This is a genomic window from Shimia sp. FJ5 (assembly GCF_032918335.1).
GTDB classification, from domain to species: domain Bacteria; phylum Pseudomonadota; class Alphaproteobacteria; order Rhodobacterales; family Rhodobacteraceae; genus Shimia; species Shimia aestuarii_A.
In genome coordinates this window covers 1-13,597 of record NZ_JAWJUV010000001.1, presented here as the reverse complement: position 1 = coordinate 13,597, position 13,597 = coordinate 1, and the positions used below count along the sequence as shown (strand labels likewise).

Below are 13,597 nucleotides of genomic sequence, written 5' to 3'. Positions count from 1 at the left end.
TCCTAATCTTCTGACGAAGGAACGGGGCTTAGCCGCGCTCTTCGACGATCTCGACGAGATGCGGGATCTTGCGGATCATGCCGCGCACCGAGGGGGTATCCTCGAGTTCGCGGGTCTTGTGCATCTTGTTGAGGCCCAGGCCGATCAGGGTTGCGCGCTGTTCGGCGGGGCGACGGATCGGCGAGCCGATCTGTTTGACAACGATGGTTTTAGCCATGTCCTAGGTCTCCTTACGCTTCAGCGGCTTCGGCTGCGTCATCCTTGTGCAGGATATCGGCGACCTTCTTGCCACGGCGAGCAGCAACCTGACGCGGGCTTGCTTCTTTTTGCAGGCCGTTCAGGGTTGCGCGGATCATGTTGTAGGGGTTCTGCGACCCGTTCGACTTCGACACGACGTCTTTGATGCCGAGCATTTCGAACACGGCACGCATCGGACCACCTGCGATGATCCCGGTCCCTTCCGGGGCGGTGCGCATGATGACCTTACCGGCACCGTGACGACCTTCGATGTCGTGGTGCAGGGTACGGCCCTCACGAAGCGGCACGCGGATCATCTGGCGCTTGGCTTGTTCGGTGGCTTTGCGGATCGCCTCGGGGACTTCTTTGGCTTTACCTTTGCCAAAGCCGACGCGGCCTTTCTGATCGCCGACAACCACGAGTGCAGCAAAGCCGAAGCGTTTACCACCTTTCACGGTTTTCGACACACGGTTGATCGCAACGAGACGATCGGCGAATTCCGGGGTTTCTTCTTCGCGGTTGCGGCCACGACCCCGGCGGTTTTCACGTTCTGCCATTGAGGCACTCCATTGATTTCGGCGGTTCGGCAAGAGCCTTTGCGCCTTGTTTTCTATCAATCCTGGTGAGGTCCACGAGGTGGATCTCCCGGATCATCGGGGGGACGACACAGCCGTCCCCCTCAAGTCTTAGAGCTTCAGGCCACCTTCACGCGCAGCGTCGGCCAGAGCCTTCACCTTGCCGTGGAAGAGGAAGCCGCCGCGGTCGAAGTATGCTTCTTCGACACCGGCTTTCTTGGCACGCTCGGCAATCGCCGCACCCACTTTGGTGGCTGCTTCGATGTTGTTTTTGCCGACAACGCCGAGATCTTTCTCGAGCGTCGATGCTGCGGCCACGGTCACGCCGTTGCGATCGTCGATCAGCTGAACGCTGATGTTCTTGTTCGAACGGTGCACCGAGAGACGCATTTTCGCGTCGCCGTTGACCTTGCGAAGCTTGTTCCGGACGCGCAGGCGGCGCTTGAGGAACAGTTCCCGTTTGCTGTTTGCCATCTGTCTGGTCCTTACTTCTTCTTGCCTTCCTTGCGGAAGATATACTCGTCTTTGTACTTGATGCCTTTGCCTTTGTAGGGCTCGGGCTTGCGCCATTCGCGGATGTTTGCCGCGACCTGGCCGACGAGTTGCGGGTCAGTGCCTTCAACGATGATCTCGGTGGGCTTCGGAGCGGTGACGGTGATACCCGCCGGCACTTCGAAGTTCACCTCGTGGCTGAGGCCGAGCGACAGTTTCAGGGTGTTGCCCTGCATCTGTGCACGATAACCAACACCGTTGATTTCAAGCTCTTTCTTGAAGCCCTGGGTGCAGCCTTGAACCATGTTCGCAACAACCGTGCGCGACATGCCCCACTGTTGACGGGCGCGCTTGGATTTGCCGCGCGGCGTCACGGTGACGGCATTGTCCTCAACGGCGATGGTCACATCGTCGGTTGCGGTGAAGGACTGGGTGTCCTTCGGGCCTTTGATTTCCACGGTCTGGCCGGAGACAGAGGCGGTTACGCCGCTGGGCAGCTCGACCGGGCGTTTACCAATACGAGACATTTCGCTCTCCTTAGAAGACCGTGCAGAGGACTTCGCCGCCAACATTGTTGGAGCGCGCCGCTGCATCCGACATCACACCCTTGGGGGTGGAGACAATCGACACACCCAAGCCCTGACGGACGGTCGGGATGTCATTGACGCCCATGTAGACGCGACGGCCGGGTTTGGAGACCCGCTGCAGTTCGCGAATGACGGGAGCGCCTTCGTAGTATTTCAGGCTGATTTCGAGGGCCGGATGGCCGTCGGTACCAGTCGTTGCTTCGTAGCCGCGAATGTAACCTTCGTCAGCCAGAACATCGAGAACCCAACCGCGCAGTTTCGACGCGGGGGTCGACACGGTCGACTTGCCACGCATCTGGCCGTTGCGGATACGGGTCAGCATATCACCGATAGGATCGTTCATATCTGTCCCTCCTTACCAGCTCGATTTGACCATGCCGGGGATCTGGCCGTTCGAGCCCAGATTCCGCAGTGCGATACGGCTGATCTTCAGCTTACGGTAGTAAGCGTGAGGACGGCCGGTCAGCTGGCAACGGTTGTGAAGACGGGTTGCCGACGAGTTGCGCGGCAGTTTCGCCAGTTTCAGACGCGCCTTGAAGCGCTCTTCCATCGGGCGGTTCTCATCATTCGCGATCTCTTTGAGCTCGGCGCGCTTGGCAGCATATTTTGCCACAAGACGCTCGCGCTTCTTCTCGCGTTCGATCATTGCTTTTTTAGCCATGTCTCTCTTCCTTCCCGATTACGCGGTGAAAGGCATGTTGAAAGCTTTCAACAGGCTCTTTGCTTCGGCATCGGTTTTCGCGTCGGTGGCAATAACGATGTCCATGCCCCAGTTCTCGTCGACTTTGTCGAAGTCGATTTCCGGGAACACGATATGTTCCTTGAGACCCATGGCGAAGTTGCCACGGCCGTCAAAGCTCGGCTTCACACCACGGAAGTCGCGGATACGCGGCATCGCGATGGTGATCAGACGATCAAGGAATTCGTACATGCGGTCGCCGCGCAGAGTTACCTTGGCGCCCATCGGCATGCCTTCGCGAACGCGGAAGCCGGCGATGGAGTTCTTGGCCGAGGTGGTCATGGCTTTTTGACCGGCGATGAGGGTCAGGTCTTCCTGAGCCGACTTCGCTTTTTTGCTGTCTTTGACGGCAGCACGGCCACAACCAATGTTGAGCACGATTTTCTCCAGCTTGGGGATCATCATGTCATTGGAGTAGCCGAACTCCTCTTTCATCGAGCCACGAATGGTCTCGTTGTAGAGGGCCCGAAGACGCGGGGTGTAGTTTGCAGTATCAAGCATCGATCACGTCCCCCGTGGTCTTGGCGAAACGAACCTTCTTGTCGCCTTCCATGCGGAAGCCAACGCGGGTCGGTTTGCCGTTTGCGTCAAGAAGCGCAATGTTCGACAGGTCAAGCGGCATCGCCTTGGGGATGCGGCCACCTTGCGAGGTTTGCGACTGGCGGGTGTGGCGGATGGCCATGTTCACGCCATCGACGACAGCCTTGCCGGCTTTCGGATCGACGGAAGCGATGGTGCCTTCCTTACCCTTGTCCTTGCCAGCAAGGACGACGACCTTGTCGCCTTTTTTCAGTTTCGCAGCCATTAGAGCACCTCCGGCGCGAGCGAGATGATCTTCATGAAGTTCTTCGCGCGCAGCTCACGAACCACCGGCCCGAAGATACGGGTGCCGACCGGCTCGTTGTTGTTGTTGAGGATCACGGCCGCGTTCCGATCAAAACGGATCGCGGTGCCGTCTTCACGGCGGACTTCTTTGGCGGTGCGCACGACGACGGCCTTACGGACATCACCTTTCTTCACGCGGCCGCGCGGGATGGCTTCCTTGACCGAGACGACAATGATGTCGCCAACGGATGCGTATTTACGCTTGGAACCACCCAGAACCTTGATGCACTGAACTCGGCGAGCGCCGGAGTTGTCAGCTACATCCAGATTTGTTTGCATCTGGATCATGTGGTTTCTCCCGACCTTTGGGAACGGACGATGCGTGTCCTAGTGTTCCCAGGGTTTCGACAAACTGGAATGTTCGTCGCCAGGAGTCTCTTCAGAGACTCTTAGGCTTCGACGACTTCCCAGCGTTTCGTTTTCGAACGCGGTGCGCATTCGATAATGCGAACAGAGTCACCTACTTTGTAGGTGTTGTTCTCATCGTGAGCCCGATACTTCTTGGACTTACGAATGGTCTTCTTCAGAACCGGGTGCGTGAAGCGGCGTTCAACCGACACGGTGATGGTCTGGGCGTTGGCGTCCGAGGTCACGGTGCCTTGCAGGATACGTTTGGGCATCTATCTGGCTCCTCTTACTCGGCTGCCGACTGGGCTTTTTCGTTCAGGATGGTCTTCACACGCGCAGCGGCACGACGTGCCTCGCGGATGCGAGCCGGGTTCTCGAGCTGGCCAGTGGCCGCCTGAAAACGCAGGTTGAACGATTCTTTCTTGAGGTTGGCCAGCTCTTCACGGAGCTGATCCGGCGTTTTATCACGCAGTTCGTTGGCGTTCATCGCCTCTTCCTTTCTCATACATCAGAAGGCCCCCTGGGTTATGTGAGGGGTTACCTTTTGACCTGATGGACAAATGACAAGCACACGAATCCCCGTAACGGGAATCCGCGAGATGGCGCTCTATACGGGGTGAGCCATGCCTTGGCAAGGGATAGATCAGAAATACTTAGGAAATCCGAAGTTTTACTGCCTCACCTGCGCACACCCCTTCGCCACGAAAAACGCGGCCCCGATTGGAGCCGCGTTTCGAAATCTCAGGCGTGAGCCAGCTTATGCAAGCGCGATGTTGGTCGCCGACTCGCGGCCGTCGCGGCCAGCTTCGAGGTCGTAGGTCACTTTCTGGTCATCGGCGAGGCCGGTGAGGCCTGCGCGCTCAACGGCGGAGATGTGCACAAACACGTCTTTGCCGCCCTGTTCCGGTGCGATGAAACCAAACCCTTTGGTAGAGTTGAACCATTTTACGGTGCCATTGGCCATATCCGTAGTCTCCATAGATAGAATGTTGCCCACACTATGCGGCAACCCGGCGTCGTCGGTCATGATCGAAAGACTGAACGCCGAAGAACGGGAGACAGTGGTCGAAATAGAAAAACGGTAGCCCGGTCTACTTGGGGGCAGTGCGCGGTTTTTACAAGGGGGTTTGGCACAAACCGTGCTTCCAACGCCATGTGGTGCAAAATGCACGCAGTCTATTGCGCGGCCTCATCAGCCTCACCAAGCATCGCTTTCAGGCGCTGGCCCCAATCGGCATCGGGGGTTGCCGATTTCCCAACCGCCTTGAAGCCGAGGAACAAGATCACCACCAAATCGGCCGTAGCGCGGGCCTGCGCCTGAGACGACACCGATTGATAGCGGATCAGGACATTCTGAACAGCCGCGCGCAATTGATCGGTCATGGCGTTGGTTTTTTCGGCCACCTTCGGATTGTCGGCCGCTAGCTCGACAATGGCGTTGCACAGGAAGCAGCCGCGCCGCGTATCACAATCGACCGAGAACATGTGCGACAGACATGCGCTGGCGGTCGCCTCGTGGCAGCCTTCCAGCATTTCGACAGTGCTCGCGATCACTTCGCGGTCATATTGCTCCAGCGCAGCGAGGTAGACGTTTTCTTTGTCGCCGAAGGCTTTGTAAAAACTGCCGCGCGTGAGACCCATCGCGTCGAGAAGGTCTGGCAGGTTGGTTGCCTTGTACCCCTGACGCCAGAACACCTCCATCGCACCGCGCACCGCAGTGTCCCAGTCGAATTCGCGCGGTCGACCCATGCGCGACGCCCCCTCAATACCTGACATAACAAAACCTCAAGTTTATTTGATTTGTACCATTTGGTTCCAAACTACAGATTGTCAATCATTCAAGGCCACTCACGCCCTGAACACATACCTGTTGAAACCGCCGGCATATCCCATAGGCCCGGCCTGAAATCTGGAAAGTTCCTCCCATGAACGCACTCAAGACCCTCATCTCCGGTACAGCACTGTCTCTGGCGCTGGCAACCTCGGCCCTCGCCCTTGGCGTAGAGCTGAACACCTCGACCACCGGCCTCGCGCTGCAGGGCTATGACCCGGTCTCCTACTTCCTCGACAGCGCTGCCGAGAAAGGTAGCTACAAGATCACGTCTGTCCACAACGGTGCGACCTACCGCTTTGCCAACAAAGAACACAAAGAGGCGTTCGACGCCAACCCGGATGCCTACCTGCCCCAGTATGGCGGCTACTGCGCGTTCGGTACGGCGATGGGCTTCAAGTTCGACGGTGACCCGACCCAGTGGAAGATCGTCGATGGCGAACTGTTCCTGAACCTGTCTTCCGAGATCCACGAGAAATGGCAGGGCGATCAGGCGAACTTTATCACCAAAGCCGACGACAACTGGCCCGAGATTGAAGACAAAGCACCGACCGACCTGCAGAACTAAGCTTACCTTCGCAGTGTCACCTCAGGCCCCCGCTGTCGACTCAGCGGGGGTCTTTTCGTGCGCTCTAGGCCCAGGCGTAGTTGAAGCTCACCGAGATGCGCTCATCCTCGGCCATATTCATCGGCACCTCGTGGCGCAGCCAGCTTTCCCAGAGGAACACCTCGCCAATCTCGGGCTTCATGTAGAGAAACGCCTGTTGTTCGCGCGGCGCATCGGGCTTGCGGGCGGGCGCCGCCATCATGCGAGCCGAGCGCGGGTCTTCGAGCTTCAGCGCCCCTGCCCCGTCGGGCAGCGACACATAGGTCGTGCCGGAGATGACGGAATGGGGATGCAGGTGCGAGGTATGAAGGCCACCCTCGGGCAGGATGTTGATCCAGATATCCTCAAGCACGAGTTTCTTGTCCTCGAGATTGAAGGCGAGATCCTCGGCAAAGGCGGCGACGTGCAGATCGAGCGCCTCGACGATGTCGGCAAAAATCGGGAAGCGCCAGGGCAGGTCGGTCAGCGAGGCATAGGAGGTATAGCCGGGATAGCCCTCTTTCTCGCACCATTCCTGGCCCGCCTCATCATCCTCGGCGATGGAGTAGCAGGAGGCAATCAGCTCGTCATTGTCGACAGGCTTGCCATGCTCGGAAAGCAGGGCGCGGTAGAAGCGGGTGACGAAAAGGGATTCGATCTGGGCCATTGGGTGTTCCGATCTCGATAGCGGTGCGCGTTGCGGGCCTCATACCCCAAAGCAAAACCCCCGCCAATCTCTCGGCGGGGGTTTCTGTGTCTTGCGATGAAAACGCCGGAGCGTTTTCGCCGGACTTACCAGTCTTCGCGAACGACGACGCGGGTCTTGACCGGAAGTTTCATCGCGGCGAGGCGCAGGGCTTCGCGAGCGACTTCGTCCGAGACGCCGTCGATTTCGAACATCACGCGGCCGGGCTTCACTTTGCAGACCCAACGGTCGACAGAGCCTTTACCCTTACCCATACGAACTTCGATGGGTTTCGCGGTCACGGGGGTGTCCGGGAAGATACGGATCCAAACACGGCCCTGACGCTTCATATGGCGCGTCATGGCACGACGTGCTGCTTCGATCTGGCGGGCAGTCACACGCTCGGGTGTGGTTGCCTTGAGGCCGAAGGAGCCGAAGTTGAGGTCCGAACCGCCTTTTGCGAGGCCCTTGATCCGGCCTTTGTGCATCTTGCGGAATTTAGTGCGCTTTGGTTGAAGCATTTCTCAAGCCTCCCTTAGCGACGGCCGCCAGCACCACGCGGTGCAGGGCCATCCTGGAGTTCCTGTGCCTTACGGTCACGCGCCGCCGGATCGTGCTCCATGATCTCACCTTTGAAGATCCAGACCTTGATCCCGATGATCCCGTAGGGGGTCATCGCTTCGGAATGTGCGTAATCGATGTCGGCACGCAGGGTGTGAAGGGGCACGCGACCTTCGCGATACCATTCGGTGCGTGCGATCTCGGCGCCGCCGAGACGGCCAGCCACGTTGACGCGGATGCCGAGGGCACCCATGCGCATGGCGTTTTGCACGGCACGCTTCATGGCGCGACGGAAGGACACACGACGCTCAAGCTGCTGAGCGATCGACTCACCGACGAGCTGGGCGTCGAGCTCGGGCTTGCGGACCTCAACGATGTTGAGGTGCAGTTCCGAGTCGGTCATCGCGGCGATTTTCTTGCGCAGGGTTTCGATGTCTGCGCCTTTCTTGCCGATGATGACGCCGGGACGCGCGGTCTGGATCGTGACGCGGCACTTCTTGTGCGGACGTTCGATGATCACGCGAGCCACGCCGGCTTGCTTGCACTCTTCCTTGATGAACTCACGGATTTTGAGGTCTTCGAGAAGAAGATCACCGTAGTCCTTGGTATCTGCGTACCAACGGCTGTCCCAGGTGCGGTTCACCTGAAGACGCATGCCGACCGGATTTACTTTGTTACCCATTAGGCTTGCTCCTCAACTTGACGCACCGTGATGGTGAGTTCCGAGAACGGCTTCACGATCTTGCCGAAACGACCACGGGCGCGCGGACGACCGCGTTTCATGGTCAGGTTTTTGCCGACATAGGCCTCGGAGACGATGAGCTCATCGACGTCGAGGTTGTGGTTGTTCTCGGCATTGGCGATCGCGGACTGAAGGCATTTCTTCACGTCCTGCGCAATCCGCTTCTTGGAGAAAGTCAGGTCGGTCAGAGCCTTCTCAACTTTCTTGCCGCGGATCATCGCTGCAACCAGGTTCAGTTTCTGCGGGCTGGTGCGAAGCATACGGACTTTGGCCATTGCTTCGTTGTCTGCCACGCGGCGGGGGTTCTTTGCCTTGCCCATGACTTACTTCCGCTTCGCTTTCTTGTCGGCAGCGTGCCCGTAGTAGGTACGGGTCGGCGAATATTCACCGAATTTCTGACCGATCATGTCTTCGGATACCAGCACGGGAACGTGCTTCTGGCCGTTGTAGACGCCAAACGTCAGACCCACGAATTGGGGCAGGATCGTCGAGCGGCGCGACCAGATCTTGATGACTTCATTGCGGCCCGAGTCGCGTGCTGCTTCGGCTTTCTTAAGCACGTAAGCATCCACGAAGGGACCTTTCCATACAGAGCGAGACATATGTTAGCGCCCTTTCTTCTTGGCGTGACGCGAGCGGATGATGAGCTTCTGCGACGCCTTGTTTTTGTTGCGGGTGCGCTTACCCTTGGTCGGCTTACCCCAGGGGGTCACCGGGTGACGACCACCCGAAGTCCGGCCTTCACCACCACCATGGGGGTGGTCGATCGGGTTCATAACGACACCACGGACCGACGGACGTTTGCCCTTGTGGCGCATACGACCGGCTTTACCGTAGTTCTGGTTGCTGTTGTCGGGGTTCGACACGGCACCGACGGTGGCCATGCATTCCTGACGAACGAGACGCAGTTCACCCGAGGAGAGGCGGATCTGGGCGTAGCCACCGTCACGACCGACGAACTGGGCATAGGTGCCCGCGGCGCGTGCGATCTGACCGCCTTTGCCCGGCTTCAACTCGATGTTGTGAACGATGGTACCGATCGGCATCCCCGAGAACGGCATTGCGTTGCCCGGCTTGATGTCGGCCTTGGCAGACGCGACAACCTTGTCACCTTCAGCGAGACGCTGGGGCGCGAGGATGTAGGCCTGTTCGCCGTCATCATATTTGATCAGTGCGATGAATGCGGTCCGGTTCGGGTCGTATTCGATCCGCTCGACGGTTGCCGCCACATCAAATTTGTTCCGTTTGAAGTCAACGATCCGGTAGAGGCGTTTTGCCCCGCCACCACGACGACGCGAGGTGATCCGTCCGGTGTTGTTCCGGCCGCCCGATTTGGTCAGACCCTCAGTGAGAGATTTGACCGGACGCCCTTTCCAAAGCTCCGAACGGTCGATCAGCACCAGCCCACGCTGGCCCGGCGTCGTCGGCTTGTACGACTTAAGTGCCATGCTTTCTGTCTTCCGTATAGCGTGCCAGACCTTAGGTTCTTGTCTTTGGTCCGGCTATGTTAAAGCCCCCCGAAGGTGGCCTGTGATATAGGGCCCCGAAGGTCCCCGCTTGCAAAAATCACCGGCCCCGGAACGAATCCGAGGCCGCGAGATTGGGCGTCTTTAGCAGGGGTTCTTGGGGGAGTCTATAGGCGGCGTTGTTTTATTGGCAAAAGCCGTGCCAGCGCTGTCCCGAGGGGTGGCGCCGCGACGGATGAGGCTCGCAGTTTATCTCGCCAAATCCGAGAAAGCCCGGAACGAAGCGCGCCCTCTCAACAGCGCCGCCCCATGGGGGCGGGACGGCGCTGGCACGGCGGCCTATCGGCCTTGATTCCGTGCATGCAGCATTTCGCGAAAAAGCCCCCCGGCTCTCACCGAGGGGCTTTTCATTTTCTTCACCTGAAAGGCAGTCTCTTAGAGACCGGTCGACACGTCGATCGTGTTGCCTTCTTCGAGGGTCACGTAAGCCTTTTTGACGTCTTTGCGCTTGCCGAGCTGGCCGCGGAAACGTTTGACTTTACCCTTGGTGATGGTGGTGTTGACCGCTTTGACCTTCACACCAAAGAGAGCTTCAACAGCTTCTTTGATCTGGGGTTTGTTGGCGTCGATCGCCACTTCGAACACAACCGCGCCGGATTCGGACGCCATGGTTGCCTTCTCGGTGATGACCGGCTTGCGGATCACGTCGTAATGTTCTGCCTTCGCACTCATTTCAGACGAGCCTCCAGAGCTTCGATCCCCGCTTTGGTGATCACCAGGGTGTCACGCTTGAGGATGTCATACACGTTTGCACCCATCGTCGGCAGGATATCCAGACCTTCGATGTTGCGCGATGCCTTGAGGAACCCTTCGTTCACGGTCGCGCCGTCGATGACCAGAGCGCGTTTCCAGCCGAGGTTCTTCACCTGCTTGGCCAGGGCTGCGGTCTTGCCTTCTGCGTCGGCGTTCTCGATCACGACAAGCTCACCGGCTTTCGCCTTGGCGCTGAGCGCGTGGCGCAGGCCGAGCTTGCGGAATTTCTTGGGCAGGTCGTGGCCGTGCGAACGCGGCGTCGGGCCTTTGTAGATACCACCTTTGCGGAAGATCGGCGCGTTACGGTCACCGTGGCGTGCGCCGCCGGTGCCCTTCTGGCGATAGATCTTCTTGGTCGAGTAGGAGGTTTCCGAGCGGGTCTTGACCTTGTGGGTGCCGGCCTGCGCGTTGTTGCGCTGCCAACGGACCACACGGTGCAGGATGTCCGCACGCGGCTCGAGACCGAACAGGTCTTCCGACAGTTCGATGTTGCCGGCTTTGCCGCCGTCGAGTTTGATCACGTCAAGTTTCATGCTTCACCACCTTCCGCGGAAGCTTCTTCCGCCGGTGCTTCGGTTGCTGCGACCTTGAGCGCTGCCGGGAACGGCAGGCCTTCCGGCGCTTTCTTCTTCACGGCGTCCTTGACGGTGACCCAACCACCTTTCGAGCCGGGCACAGCGCCCTTGATGAAGACGAGGCCACGGTCGGCATCGGTCTTCACGACTTCGAGGTTCTGGGTGGTCACGCGCACAGCGCCCATGTGACCGGCCATCTTTTTGCCTTTGAAGACGCGGCCCGGGTCCTGACACTGACCGGTCGAACCGTGCGAACGGTGCGAGATCGAAACACCGTGCGTCGCGCGCAGACCGCCGAAGTTGTGGCGCTTCATCGCACCGGCAAAACCTTTACCGATGGTGGTGCCTGCAACGTCGACCTTCTGGCCTTCGACAAAGTGCTCGGCCGAGATTTCGGCGCCGACTTCGATCAGGGCATCTTCCGACACGCGGAACTCTGCAACCTTACGCTTGGGTTCCACGCCTGCCTTGGCATAGTGACCACGCATGGCTTGCGAGGTGCGCTTTGCCTTGGCCGAACCGGCGCCAAGCTGAACGGCGGTGTAGCCGTCGGTTTCAGTGGTGCGCTGAGCGACGACCTGAAGGCCGTCCAGCTGAAGAACGGTGACAGGGATCTGCTTGCCGTCTTCCATGAACAGGCGGGTCATGCCCACCTTTTTCGCGATAATACCAGAGCGCATATTCCTATACCCTCCTTAAACCGAGATCTGGACGTCCACGCCGGCCGCGAGGTCGAGCTTCATCAGCGCGTCCACGGTCTGCGGGGTCGGATCAACGATGTCGAGAAGACGCTTGTGCGTGCGGATCTCGAACTGATCGCGGGATTTCTTGTCAACGTGGGGACCACGAAGAACGGTGAACTTCTCAATCTTGTTGGGAAGCGGGATCGGGCCACGAACCTGCGCGCCGGTGCGCTTTGCAGTGTTCACGATTTCCTGCGTCGATGCATCGAGGACGCGGTAATCGAATGCCTTCAGCCGAATGCGAATGTTTTGGCTTTGCATTGCATATGCCTTTATTGGCGTTGGAGTTGAGAGGAGGAGAAGCGCTCATCGCGACCCCTCTTCGAACCCAAACGGCGGGAATCACCCCGCCGCGATGTTCTTGAAGAGAACCCGCGCGCTATACAGGGGCAAATGCGACGTGACAAGGGGCAAATCCATTTGTCGCCCCTTTCCCGTCATTGCCCGTCGAAGACCGCGACCATGCTATCGCGCAACCGCGCCACATCCATGTCAACCGACGCGGTGGGGTCACAGCAAAAGGGCGGCAGGACCACCACGCGGATCGCACCCGGCTTTGGCAAGACCCGACCGTGCGGCAGGAGGCGCTCAGAATCGAGGATCACGATGGGACGGATCGTGCGCCCGGTTTCCCGCGCAACGACCACGGCACCCGCCTTGAACGGGCCAAGGGTTTCCGTCTTGGTGCGCGTCCCTTCGGGAAAGAGCACCACAGAGCGGCGCGCGGGCATGTCGCGCACCACCTGTCCGAGGGTCTCCATCGCCAGCTTGCCGTTCTTGCGATTGATCTCGACCAGCCCTGCGCCTTTGAACCCAGTGCGCAGCAGGCGCGCATCGAAGAGTTCCTTCTTTGCGGCAAAGGTGAACCATTTGGCGTCAGGGATCGCATCCATCAGGGCAAAGCCATCGAGGTGACTCCGATGATTGATGACGATGACGCTCTCGGTATCGGCGGCCAGGTCGGCCTTGGCGGCCTCGGACATCTCCACACGGATACTCAGGAGCCAGAGAAGGCGCGAACAGGCGCGCTTCACGCTGCGCCAGTACCAGCCACGAAACCCTTTACGCCGCGCGCAGAAGAGAGGCGCAAAGGCGATGACGAAGAAATAGAGCGGTCCGAGAAGGATAAGCACGGCACGTTTCAGAATGCGGATCGGCAGCGGATCTTGCGCGACGCGGGTCGGGGAAGTCTGGGTCATGGTGTCCTGACGCGGGATGCGCCCCAAAGGGGTCGTGGAGCCATGAGACCCGAGCAGCCCGGAAATCAGCGTCATGACATGCGCTTGCCCTGCCCCGAAAGGCAGACGGGCGCTTATCGGTCAATTCACGAACCGCGGCAATGCGAAACTGCCGCTGCGGCAACATCGCCGCCTAAAGAAAAGGCCCCGCCGTTTGGCGGGGCCTTCTGATCTTTCAGGTCAAACCTGGCTTAGTCGAGGATCTTCGACACAACGCCGGAGCCGACGGTGCGGCCACCTTCGCGGATGGCGAAGCGCAGGCCTTCTTCCATCGCGATCGGCGCGATCAGTTCCACAGCGAACTTCAGGTTGTCGCCCGGCATCACCATCTCGGTGCCCGACGGCAGTTCAACGGTCCCGGTCACGTCCGTCGTGCGGAAGTAGAACTGCGGACGGTAGTTCGCGAAGAACGGCGTGTGACGGCCACCTTCATCCTTGGTCAGGATGTAGGCTTCGGCTTCGAACTTGGTGTGCGGGTTCACGGAGCCCGGCTT

Annotated in this window: 25 protein-coding genes and 1 pseudogene; 1 reads left to right on the top strand and 25 read right to left on the bottom strand. The window is 59.2% G+C overall.

Translation table 11 applies throughout. The features are described from left to right. Positions 1 to 28: 28 nt before the first annotated feature. The 13 genes from rpmD to R1W01_RS00070 form a co-directional block, all read right to left on the bottom strand. Entirely contained in the window at positions 29 to 217 is a 189-nt protein-coding gene (gene rpmD, locus R1W01_RS00130) for a 50S ribosomal protein L30 (RefSeq protein WP_050605831.1), read from the bottom strand. 13 nt (positions 218 to 230) lie between these two features. After that, on the bottom strand, positions 231 to 794 hold the full coding sequence (gene rpsE, locus R1W01_RS00125; protein WP_243611535.1) for a 30S ribosomal protein S5: 564 nt from the start codon (positions 792 to 794) through the stop codon (positions 231 to 233). A 129-nt stretch (positions 795 to 923) separates the two neighbouring features. Continuing rightward, entirely contained in the window at positions 924 to 1,286 is a 363-nt protein-coding gene (gene rplR / locus R1W01_RS00120) for a 50S ribosomal protein L18 (RefSeq protein WP_297756572.1), read from the bottom strand. Between the two features lie 11 nt (positions 1,287 to 1,297). Further along, positions 1,298 to 1,831 carry a 50S ribosomal protein L6 gene (rplF, locus tag R1W01_RS00115; protein ID WP_243611537.1) on the bottom strand — a complete coding sequence of 178 codons (534 nt, stop codon included), beginning with the start codon at positions 1,829 to 1,831 and terminating at the stop codon, positions 1,298 to 1,300. A gap of 10 nt (positions 1,832 to 1,841) precedes the next feature. Then, the gene (rpsH, locus tag R1W01_RS00110; RefSeq protein ID WP_243611538.1) at positions 1,842 to 2,234 is read right to left on the bottom strand and encodes a 30S ribosomal protein S8; all 393 of its coding nucleotides are present in this window, start codon (positions 2,232 to 2,234) and stop codon (positions 1,842 to 1,844) included. 12 nt (positions 2,235 to 2,246) lie between these two features. After that, positions 2,247 to 2,552: a 30S ribosomal protein S14 gene (gene rpsN / locus R1W01_RS00105; protein WP_243611539.1), complete on the bottom strand. Its 306-nt coding sequence runs from the start codon at positions 2,550 to 2,552 to the stop codon at positions 2,247 to 2,249. An 18-nt stretch (positions 2,553 to 2,570) separates the two neighbouring features. Then, positions 2,571 to 3,131 (bottom strand): 50S ribosomal protein L5, encoded by a 561-nt coding sequence (gene rplE, locus R1W01_RS00100; protein WP_243611540.1) that lies wholly within the window; start codon positions 3,129 to 3,131, stop codon positions 2,571 to 2,573. Beyond that, positions 3,124 to 3,435, bottom strand: coding sequence for a 50S ribosomal protein L24 (gene rplX, locus R1W01_RS00095; RefSeq protein WP_243611541.1), 312 nt, complete (start codon positions 3,433 to 3,435; stop codon positions 3,124 to 3,126). Before rplX ends, rplE begins: the two co-directional genes overlap by 8 nt. Beyond that, positions 3,435 to 3,803 carry a 50S ribosomal protein L14 gene (gene rplN / locus R1W01_RS00090; protein ID WP_005621870.1) on the bottom strand — a complete coding sequence of 123 codons (369 nt, stop codon included), beginning with the start codon at positions 3,801 to 3,803 and terminating at the stop codon, positions 3,435 to 3,437. The genes rplX and rplN overlap by 1 nt, the downstream gene beginning before the upstream one ends. 101 nt (positions 3,804 to 3,904) lie before the next feature. Continuing rightward, positions 3,905 to 4,135: a 30S ribosomal protein S17 gene (rpsQ, locus tag R1W01_RS00085; protein WP_243611542.1), complete on the bottom strand. Its 231-nt coding sequence runs from the start codon at positions 4,133 to 4,135 to the stop codon at positions 3,905 to 3,907. Positions 4,136 to 4,149: 14 nt separating this feature from the next. Beyond that, a complete protein-coding gene (gene rpmC, locus R1W01_RS00080; RefSeq protein ID WP_243611543.1) occupies positions 4,150 to 4,350 on the bottom strand; it encodes a 50S ribosomal protein L29 in 201 nt (66 codons plus the stop codon). A 270-nt stretch (positions 4,351 to 4,620) separates the two neighbouring features. Continuing rightward, entirely contained in the window at positions 4,621 to 4,827 is a 207-nt protein-coding gene (locus R1W01_RS00075) for a cold-shock protein (protein ID WP_243611633.1), read from the bottom strand. Positions 4,828 to 5,039: 212 nt separating this feature from the next. Next, positions 5,040 to 5,612 (bottom strand): TetR/AcrR family transcriptional regulator, encoded by a 573-nt coding sequence (locus R1W01_RS00070; protein ID WP_243611544.1) that lies wholly within the window; start codon positions 5,610 to 5,612, stop codon positions 5,040 to 5,042. A 176-nt stretch (positions 5,613 to 5,788) separates the two neighbouring features. Here R1W01_RS00070 and R1W01_RS00065 point away from each other — a divergent pair, with 176 nt between their 5' ends. After that, on the top strand, positions 5,789 to 6,262 hold the full coding sequence (locus tag R1W01_RS00065) for a YHS domain-containing (seleno)protein (RefSeq protein ID WP_297756574.1): 474 nt from the start codon (positions 5,789 to 5,791) through the stop codon (positions 6,260 to 6,262). A gap of 64 nt (positions 6,263 to 6,326) precedes the next feature. Here the strand turns inward: R1W01_RS00065 and R1W01_RS00060 are convergent, their stop codons facing one another. From R1W01_RS00060 to tuf, 12 genes and pseudogenes are all read right to left on the bottom strand, one after another. Then, positions 6,327 to 6,947, bottom strand: a complete 621-nt coding sequence (locus R1W01_RS00060; protein ID WP_297756575.1) for a TIGR02466 family protein — start codon at positions 6,945 to 6,947, stop codon at positions 6,327 to 6,329. 125 nt (positions 6,948 to 7,072) lie between these two features. Further along, the gene (gene rplP, locus R1W01_RS00055; protein ID WP_243611547.1) at positions 7,073 to 7,486 is read right to left on the bottom strand and encodes a 50S ribosomal protein L16; all 414 of its coding nucleotides are present in this window, start codon (positions 7,484 to 7,486) and stop codon (positions 7,073 to 7,075) included. Between the two features lie 14 nt (positions 7,487 to 7,500). After that, positions 7,501 to 8,208, bottom strand: coding sequence for a 30S ribosomal protein S3 (gene rpsC, locus R1W01_RS00050; RefSeq protein WP_243611548.1), 708 nt, complete (start codon positions 8,206 to 8,208; stop codon positions 7,501 to 7,503). Next, positions 8,208 to 8,588 (bottom strand): 50S ribosomal protein L22, encoded by a 381-nt coding sequence (rplV, locus tag R1W01_RS00045; RefSeq protein ID WP_243611549.1) that lies wholly within the window; start codon positions 8,586 to 8,588, stop codon positions 8,208 to 8,210. Before rplV ends, rpsC begins: the two co-directional genes overlap by 1 nt. A gap of 3 nt (positions 8,589 to 8,591) precedes the next feature. Continuing rightward, the gene (gene rpsS / locus R1W01_RS00040) at positions 8,592 to 8,870 is read right to left on the bottom strand and encodes a 30S ribosomal protein S19 (RefSeq protein ID WP_243611550.1); all 279 of its coding nucleotides are present in this window, start codon (positions 8,868 to 8,870) and stop codon (positions 8,592 to 8,594) included. Positions 8,871 to 8,873: 3 nt separating this feature from the next. Further along, complete coding sequence (gene rplB / locus R1W01_RS00035; RefSeq protein WP_243611551.1) at positions 8,874 to 9,716, bottom strand: 50S ribosomal protein L2; 843 nt, start codon at positions 9,714 to 9,716, stop codon at positions 8,874 to 8,876. Between the two features lie 453 nt (positions 9,717 to 10,169). Continuing rightward, positions 10,170 to 10,466 carry a 50S ribosomal protein L23 gene (locus R1W01_RS00030; RefSeq protein ID WP_243611552.1) on the bottom strand — a complete coding sequence of 99 codons (297 nt, stop codon included), beginning with the start codon at positions 10,464 to 10,466 and terminating at the stop codon, positions 10,170 to 10,172. Further along, positions 10,463 to 11,080, bottom strand: coding sequence for a 50S ribosomal protein L4 (gene rplD / locus R1W01_RS00025; RefSeq protein WP_243611553.1), 618 nt, complete (start codon positions 11,078 to 11,080; stop codon positions 10,463 to 10,465). The genes R1W01_RS00030 and rplD overlap by 4 nt, the downstream gene beginning before the upstream one ends. Then, entirely contained in the window at positions 11,077 to 11,802 is a 726-nt protein-coding gene (rplC, locus tag R1W01_RS00020; RefSeq protein WP_243611554.1) for a 50S ribosomal protein L3, read from the bottom strand. The genes rplD and rplC overlap by 4 nt, the downstream gene beginning before the upstream one ends. A 15-nt stretch (positions 11,803 to 11,817) precedes the next feature. Then, the gene (rpsJ, locus tag R1W01_RS00015; RefSeq protein ID WP_044028221.1) at positions 11,818 to 12,126 is read right to left on the bottom strand and encodes a 30S ribosomal protein S10; all 309 of its coding nucleotides are present in this window, start codon (positions 12,124 to 12,126) and stop codon (positions 11,818 to 11,820) included. Positions 12,127 to 12,302: 176 nt separating this feature from the next. Then, entirely contained in the window at positions 12,303 to 13,139 is an 837-nt protein-coding gene (locus tag R1W01_RS00010) for a lysophospholipid acyltransferase family protein (RefSeq protein WP_317275000.1), read from the bottom strand. Positions 13,140 to 13,294: 155 nt separating this feature from the next. Next, positions 13,295 to 13,597 (bottom strand): annotated as a pseudogene (gene tuf, locus R1W01_RS00005) (elongation factor Tu); the annotation flags it as partial.

What these genes read in the sequence shown, in the direction of transcription:
- R1W01_RS00030 (WP_243611552.1), bottom strand. Translation starts at nt 10,466, where the DNA reads ATGAGTGCGAAGGCAGAACATTACGACGTGATCCGCAAGCCGGTCATC.
- rpsN (WP_243611539.1), bottom strand. Translation starts at nt 2,552, where the DNA reads ATGGCTAAAAAAGCAATGATCGAACGCGAGAAGAAGCGCGAGCGTCTT.
- rpsE (WP_243611535.1), bottom strand. Translation starts at nt 794, where the DNA reads ATGGCAGAACGTGAAAACCGCCGGGGTCGTGGCCGCAACCGCGAAGAA.
- rpmD (WP_050605831.1), bottom strand. Translation starts at nt 217, where the DNA reads ATGGCTAAAACCATCGTTGTCAAACAGATCGGCTCGCCGATCCGTCGC.
- rplP (WP_243611547.1), bottom strand. Translation starts at nt 7,486, where the DNA reads ATGCTTCAACCAAAGCGCACTAAATTCCGCAAGATGCACAAAGGCCGG.
- rplC (WP_243611554.1), bottom strand. Translation starts at nt 11,802, where the DNA reads ATGCGCTCTGGTATTATCGCGAAAAAGGTGGGCATGACCCGCCTGTTC.
- rpsJ (WP_044028221.1), bottom strand. Translation starts at nt 12,126, where the DNA reads ATGCAAAGCCAAAACATTCGCATTCGGCTGAAGGCATTCGATTACCGC.
- rpsC (WP_243611548.1), bottom strand. Translation starts at nt 8,208, where the DNA reads ATGGGTAACAAAGTAAATCCGGTCGGCATGCGTCTTCAGGTGAACCGC.
- rpsH (WP_243611538.1), bottom strand. Translation starts at nt 2,234, where the DNA reads ATGAACGATCCTATCGGTGATATGCTGACCCGTATCCGCAACGGCCAG.
- rplD (WP_243611553.1), bottom strand. Translation starts at nt 11,080, where the DNA reads ATGAAACTTGACGTGATCAAACTCGACGGCGGCAAAGCCGGCAACATC.
- rpsS (WP_243611550.1), bottom strand. Translation starts at nt 8,870, where the DNA reads ATGTCTCGCTCTGTATGGAAAGGTCCCTTCGTGGATGCTTACGTGCTT.
- rplB (WP_243611551.1), bottom strand. Translation starts at nt 9,716, where the DNA reads ATGGCACTTAAGTCGTACAAGCCGACGACGCCGGGCCAGCGTGGGCTG.
- rplV (WP_243611549.1), bottom strand. Translation starts at nt 8,588, where the DNA reads ATGGGCAAGGCAAAGAACCCCCGCCGCGTGGCAGACAACGAAGCAATG.
- R1W01_RS00010 (WP_317275000.1), bottom strand. Translation starts at nt 13,139, where the DNA reads ATGACGCTGATTTCCGGGCTGCTCGGGTCTCATGGCTCCACGACCCCT.
- R1W01_RS00075 (WP_243611633.1), bottom strand. Translation starts at nt 4,827, where the DNA reads ATGGCCAATGGCACCGTAAAATGGTTCAACTCTACCAAAGGGTTTGGT.
- rpsQ (WP_243611542.1), bottom strand. Translation starts at nt 4,135, where the DNA reads ATGCCCAAACGTATCCTGCAAGGCACCGTGACCTCGGACGCCAACGCC.
- rplE (WP_243611540.1), bottom strand. Translation starts at nt 3,131, where the DNA reads ATGCTTGATACTGCAAACTACACCCCGCGTCTTCGGGCCCTCTACAAC.
- rplX (WP_243611541.1), bottom strand. Translation starts at nt 3,435, where the DNA reads ATGGCTGCGAAACTGAAAAAAGGCGACAAGGTCGTCGTCCTTGCTGGC.
- rplN (WP_005621870.1), bottom strand. Translation starts at nt 3,803, where the DNA reads ATGATCCAGATGCAAACAAATCTGGATGTAGCTGACAACTCCGGCGCT.
- rpmC (WP_243611543.1), bottom strand. Translation starts at nt 4,350, where the DNA reads ATGAACGCCAACGAACTGCGTGATAAAACGCCGGATCAGCTCCGTGAA.
- rplF (WP_243611537.1), bottom strand. Translation starts at nt 1,831, where the DNA reads ATGTCTCGTATTGGTAAACGCCCGGTCGAGCTGCCCAGCGGCGTAACC.
- R1W01_RS00070 (WP_243611544.1), bottom strand. Translation starts at nt 5,612, where the DNA reads ATGGGTCGACCGCGCGAATTCGACTGGGACACTGCGGTGCGCGGTGCG.
- rplR (WP_297756572.1), bottom strand. Translation starts at nt 1,286, where the DNA reads ATGGCAAACAGCAAACGGGAACTGTTCCTCAAGCGCCGCCTGCGCGTC.
- R1W01_RS00065 (WP_297756574.1), top strand. Translation starts at nt 5,789, where the DNA reads ATGAACGCACTCAAGACCCTCATCTCCGGTACAGCACTGTCTCTGGCG.
- R1W01_RS00060 (WP_297756575.1), bottom strand. Translation starts at nt 6,947, where the DNA reads ATGGCCCAGATCGAATCCCTTTTCGTCACCCGCTTCTACCGCGCCCTG.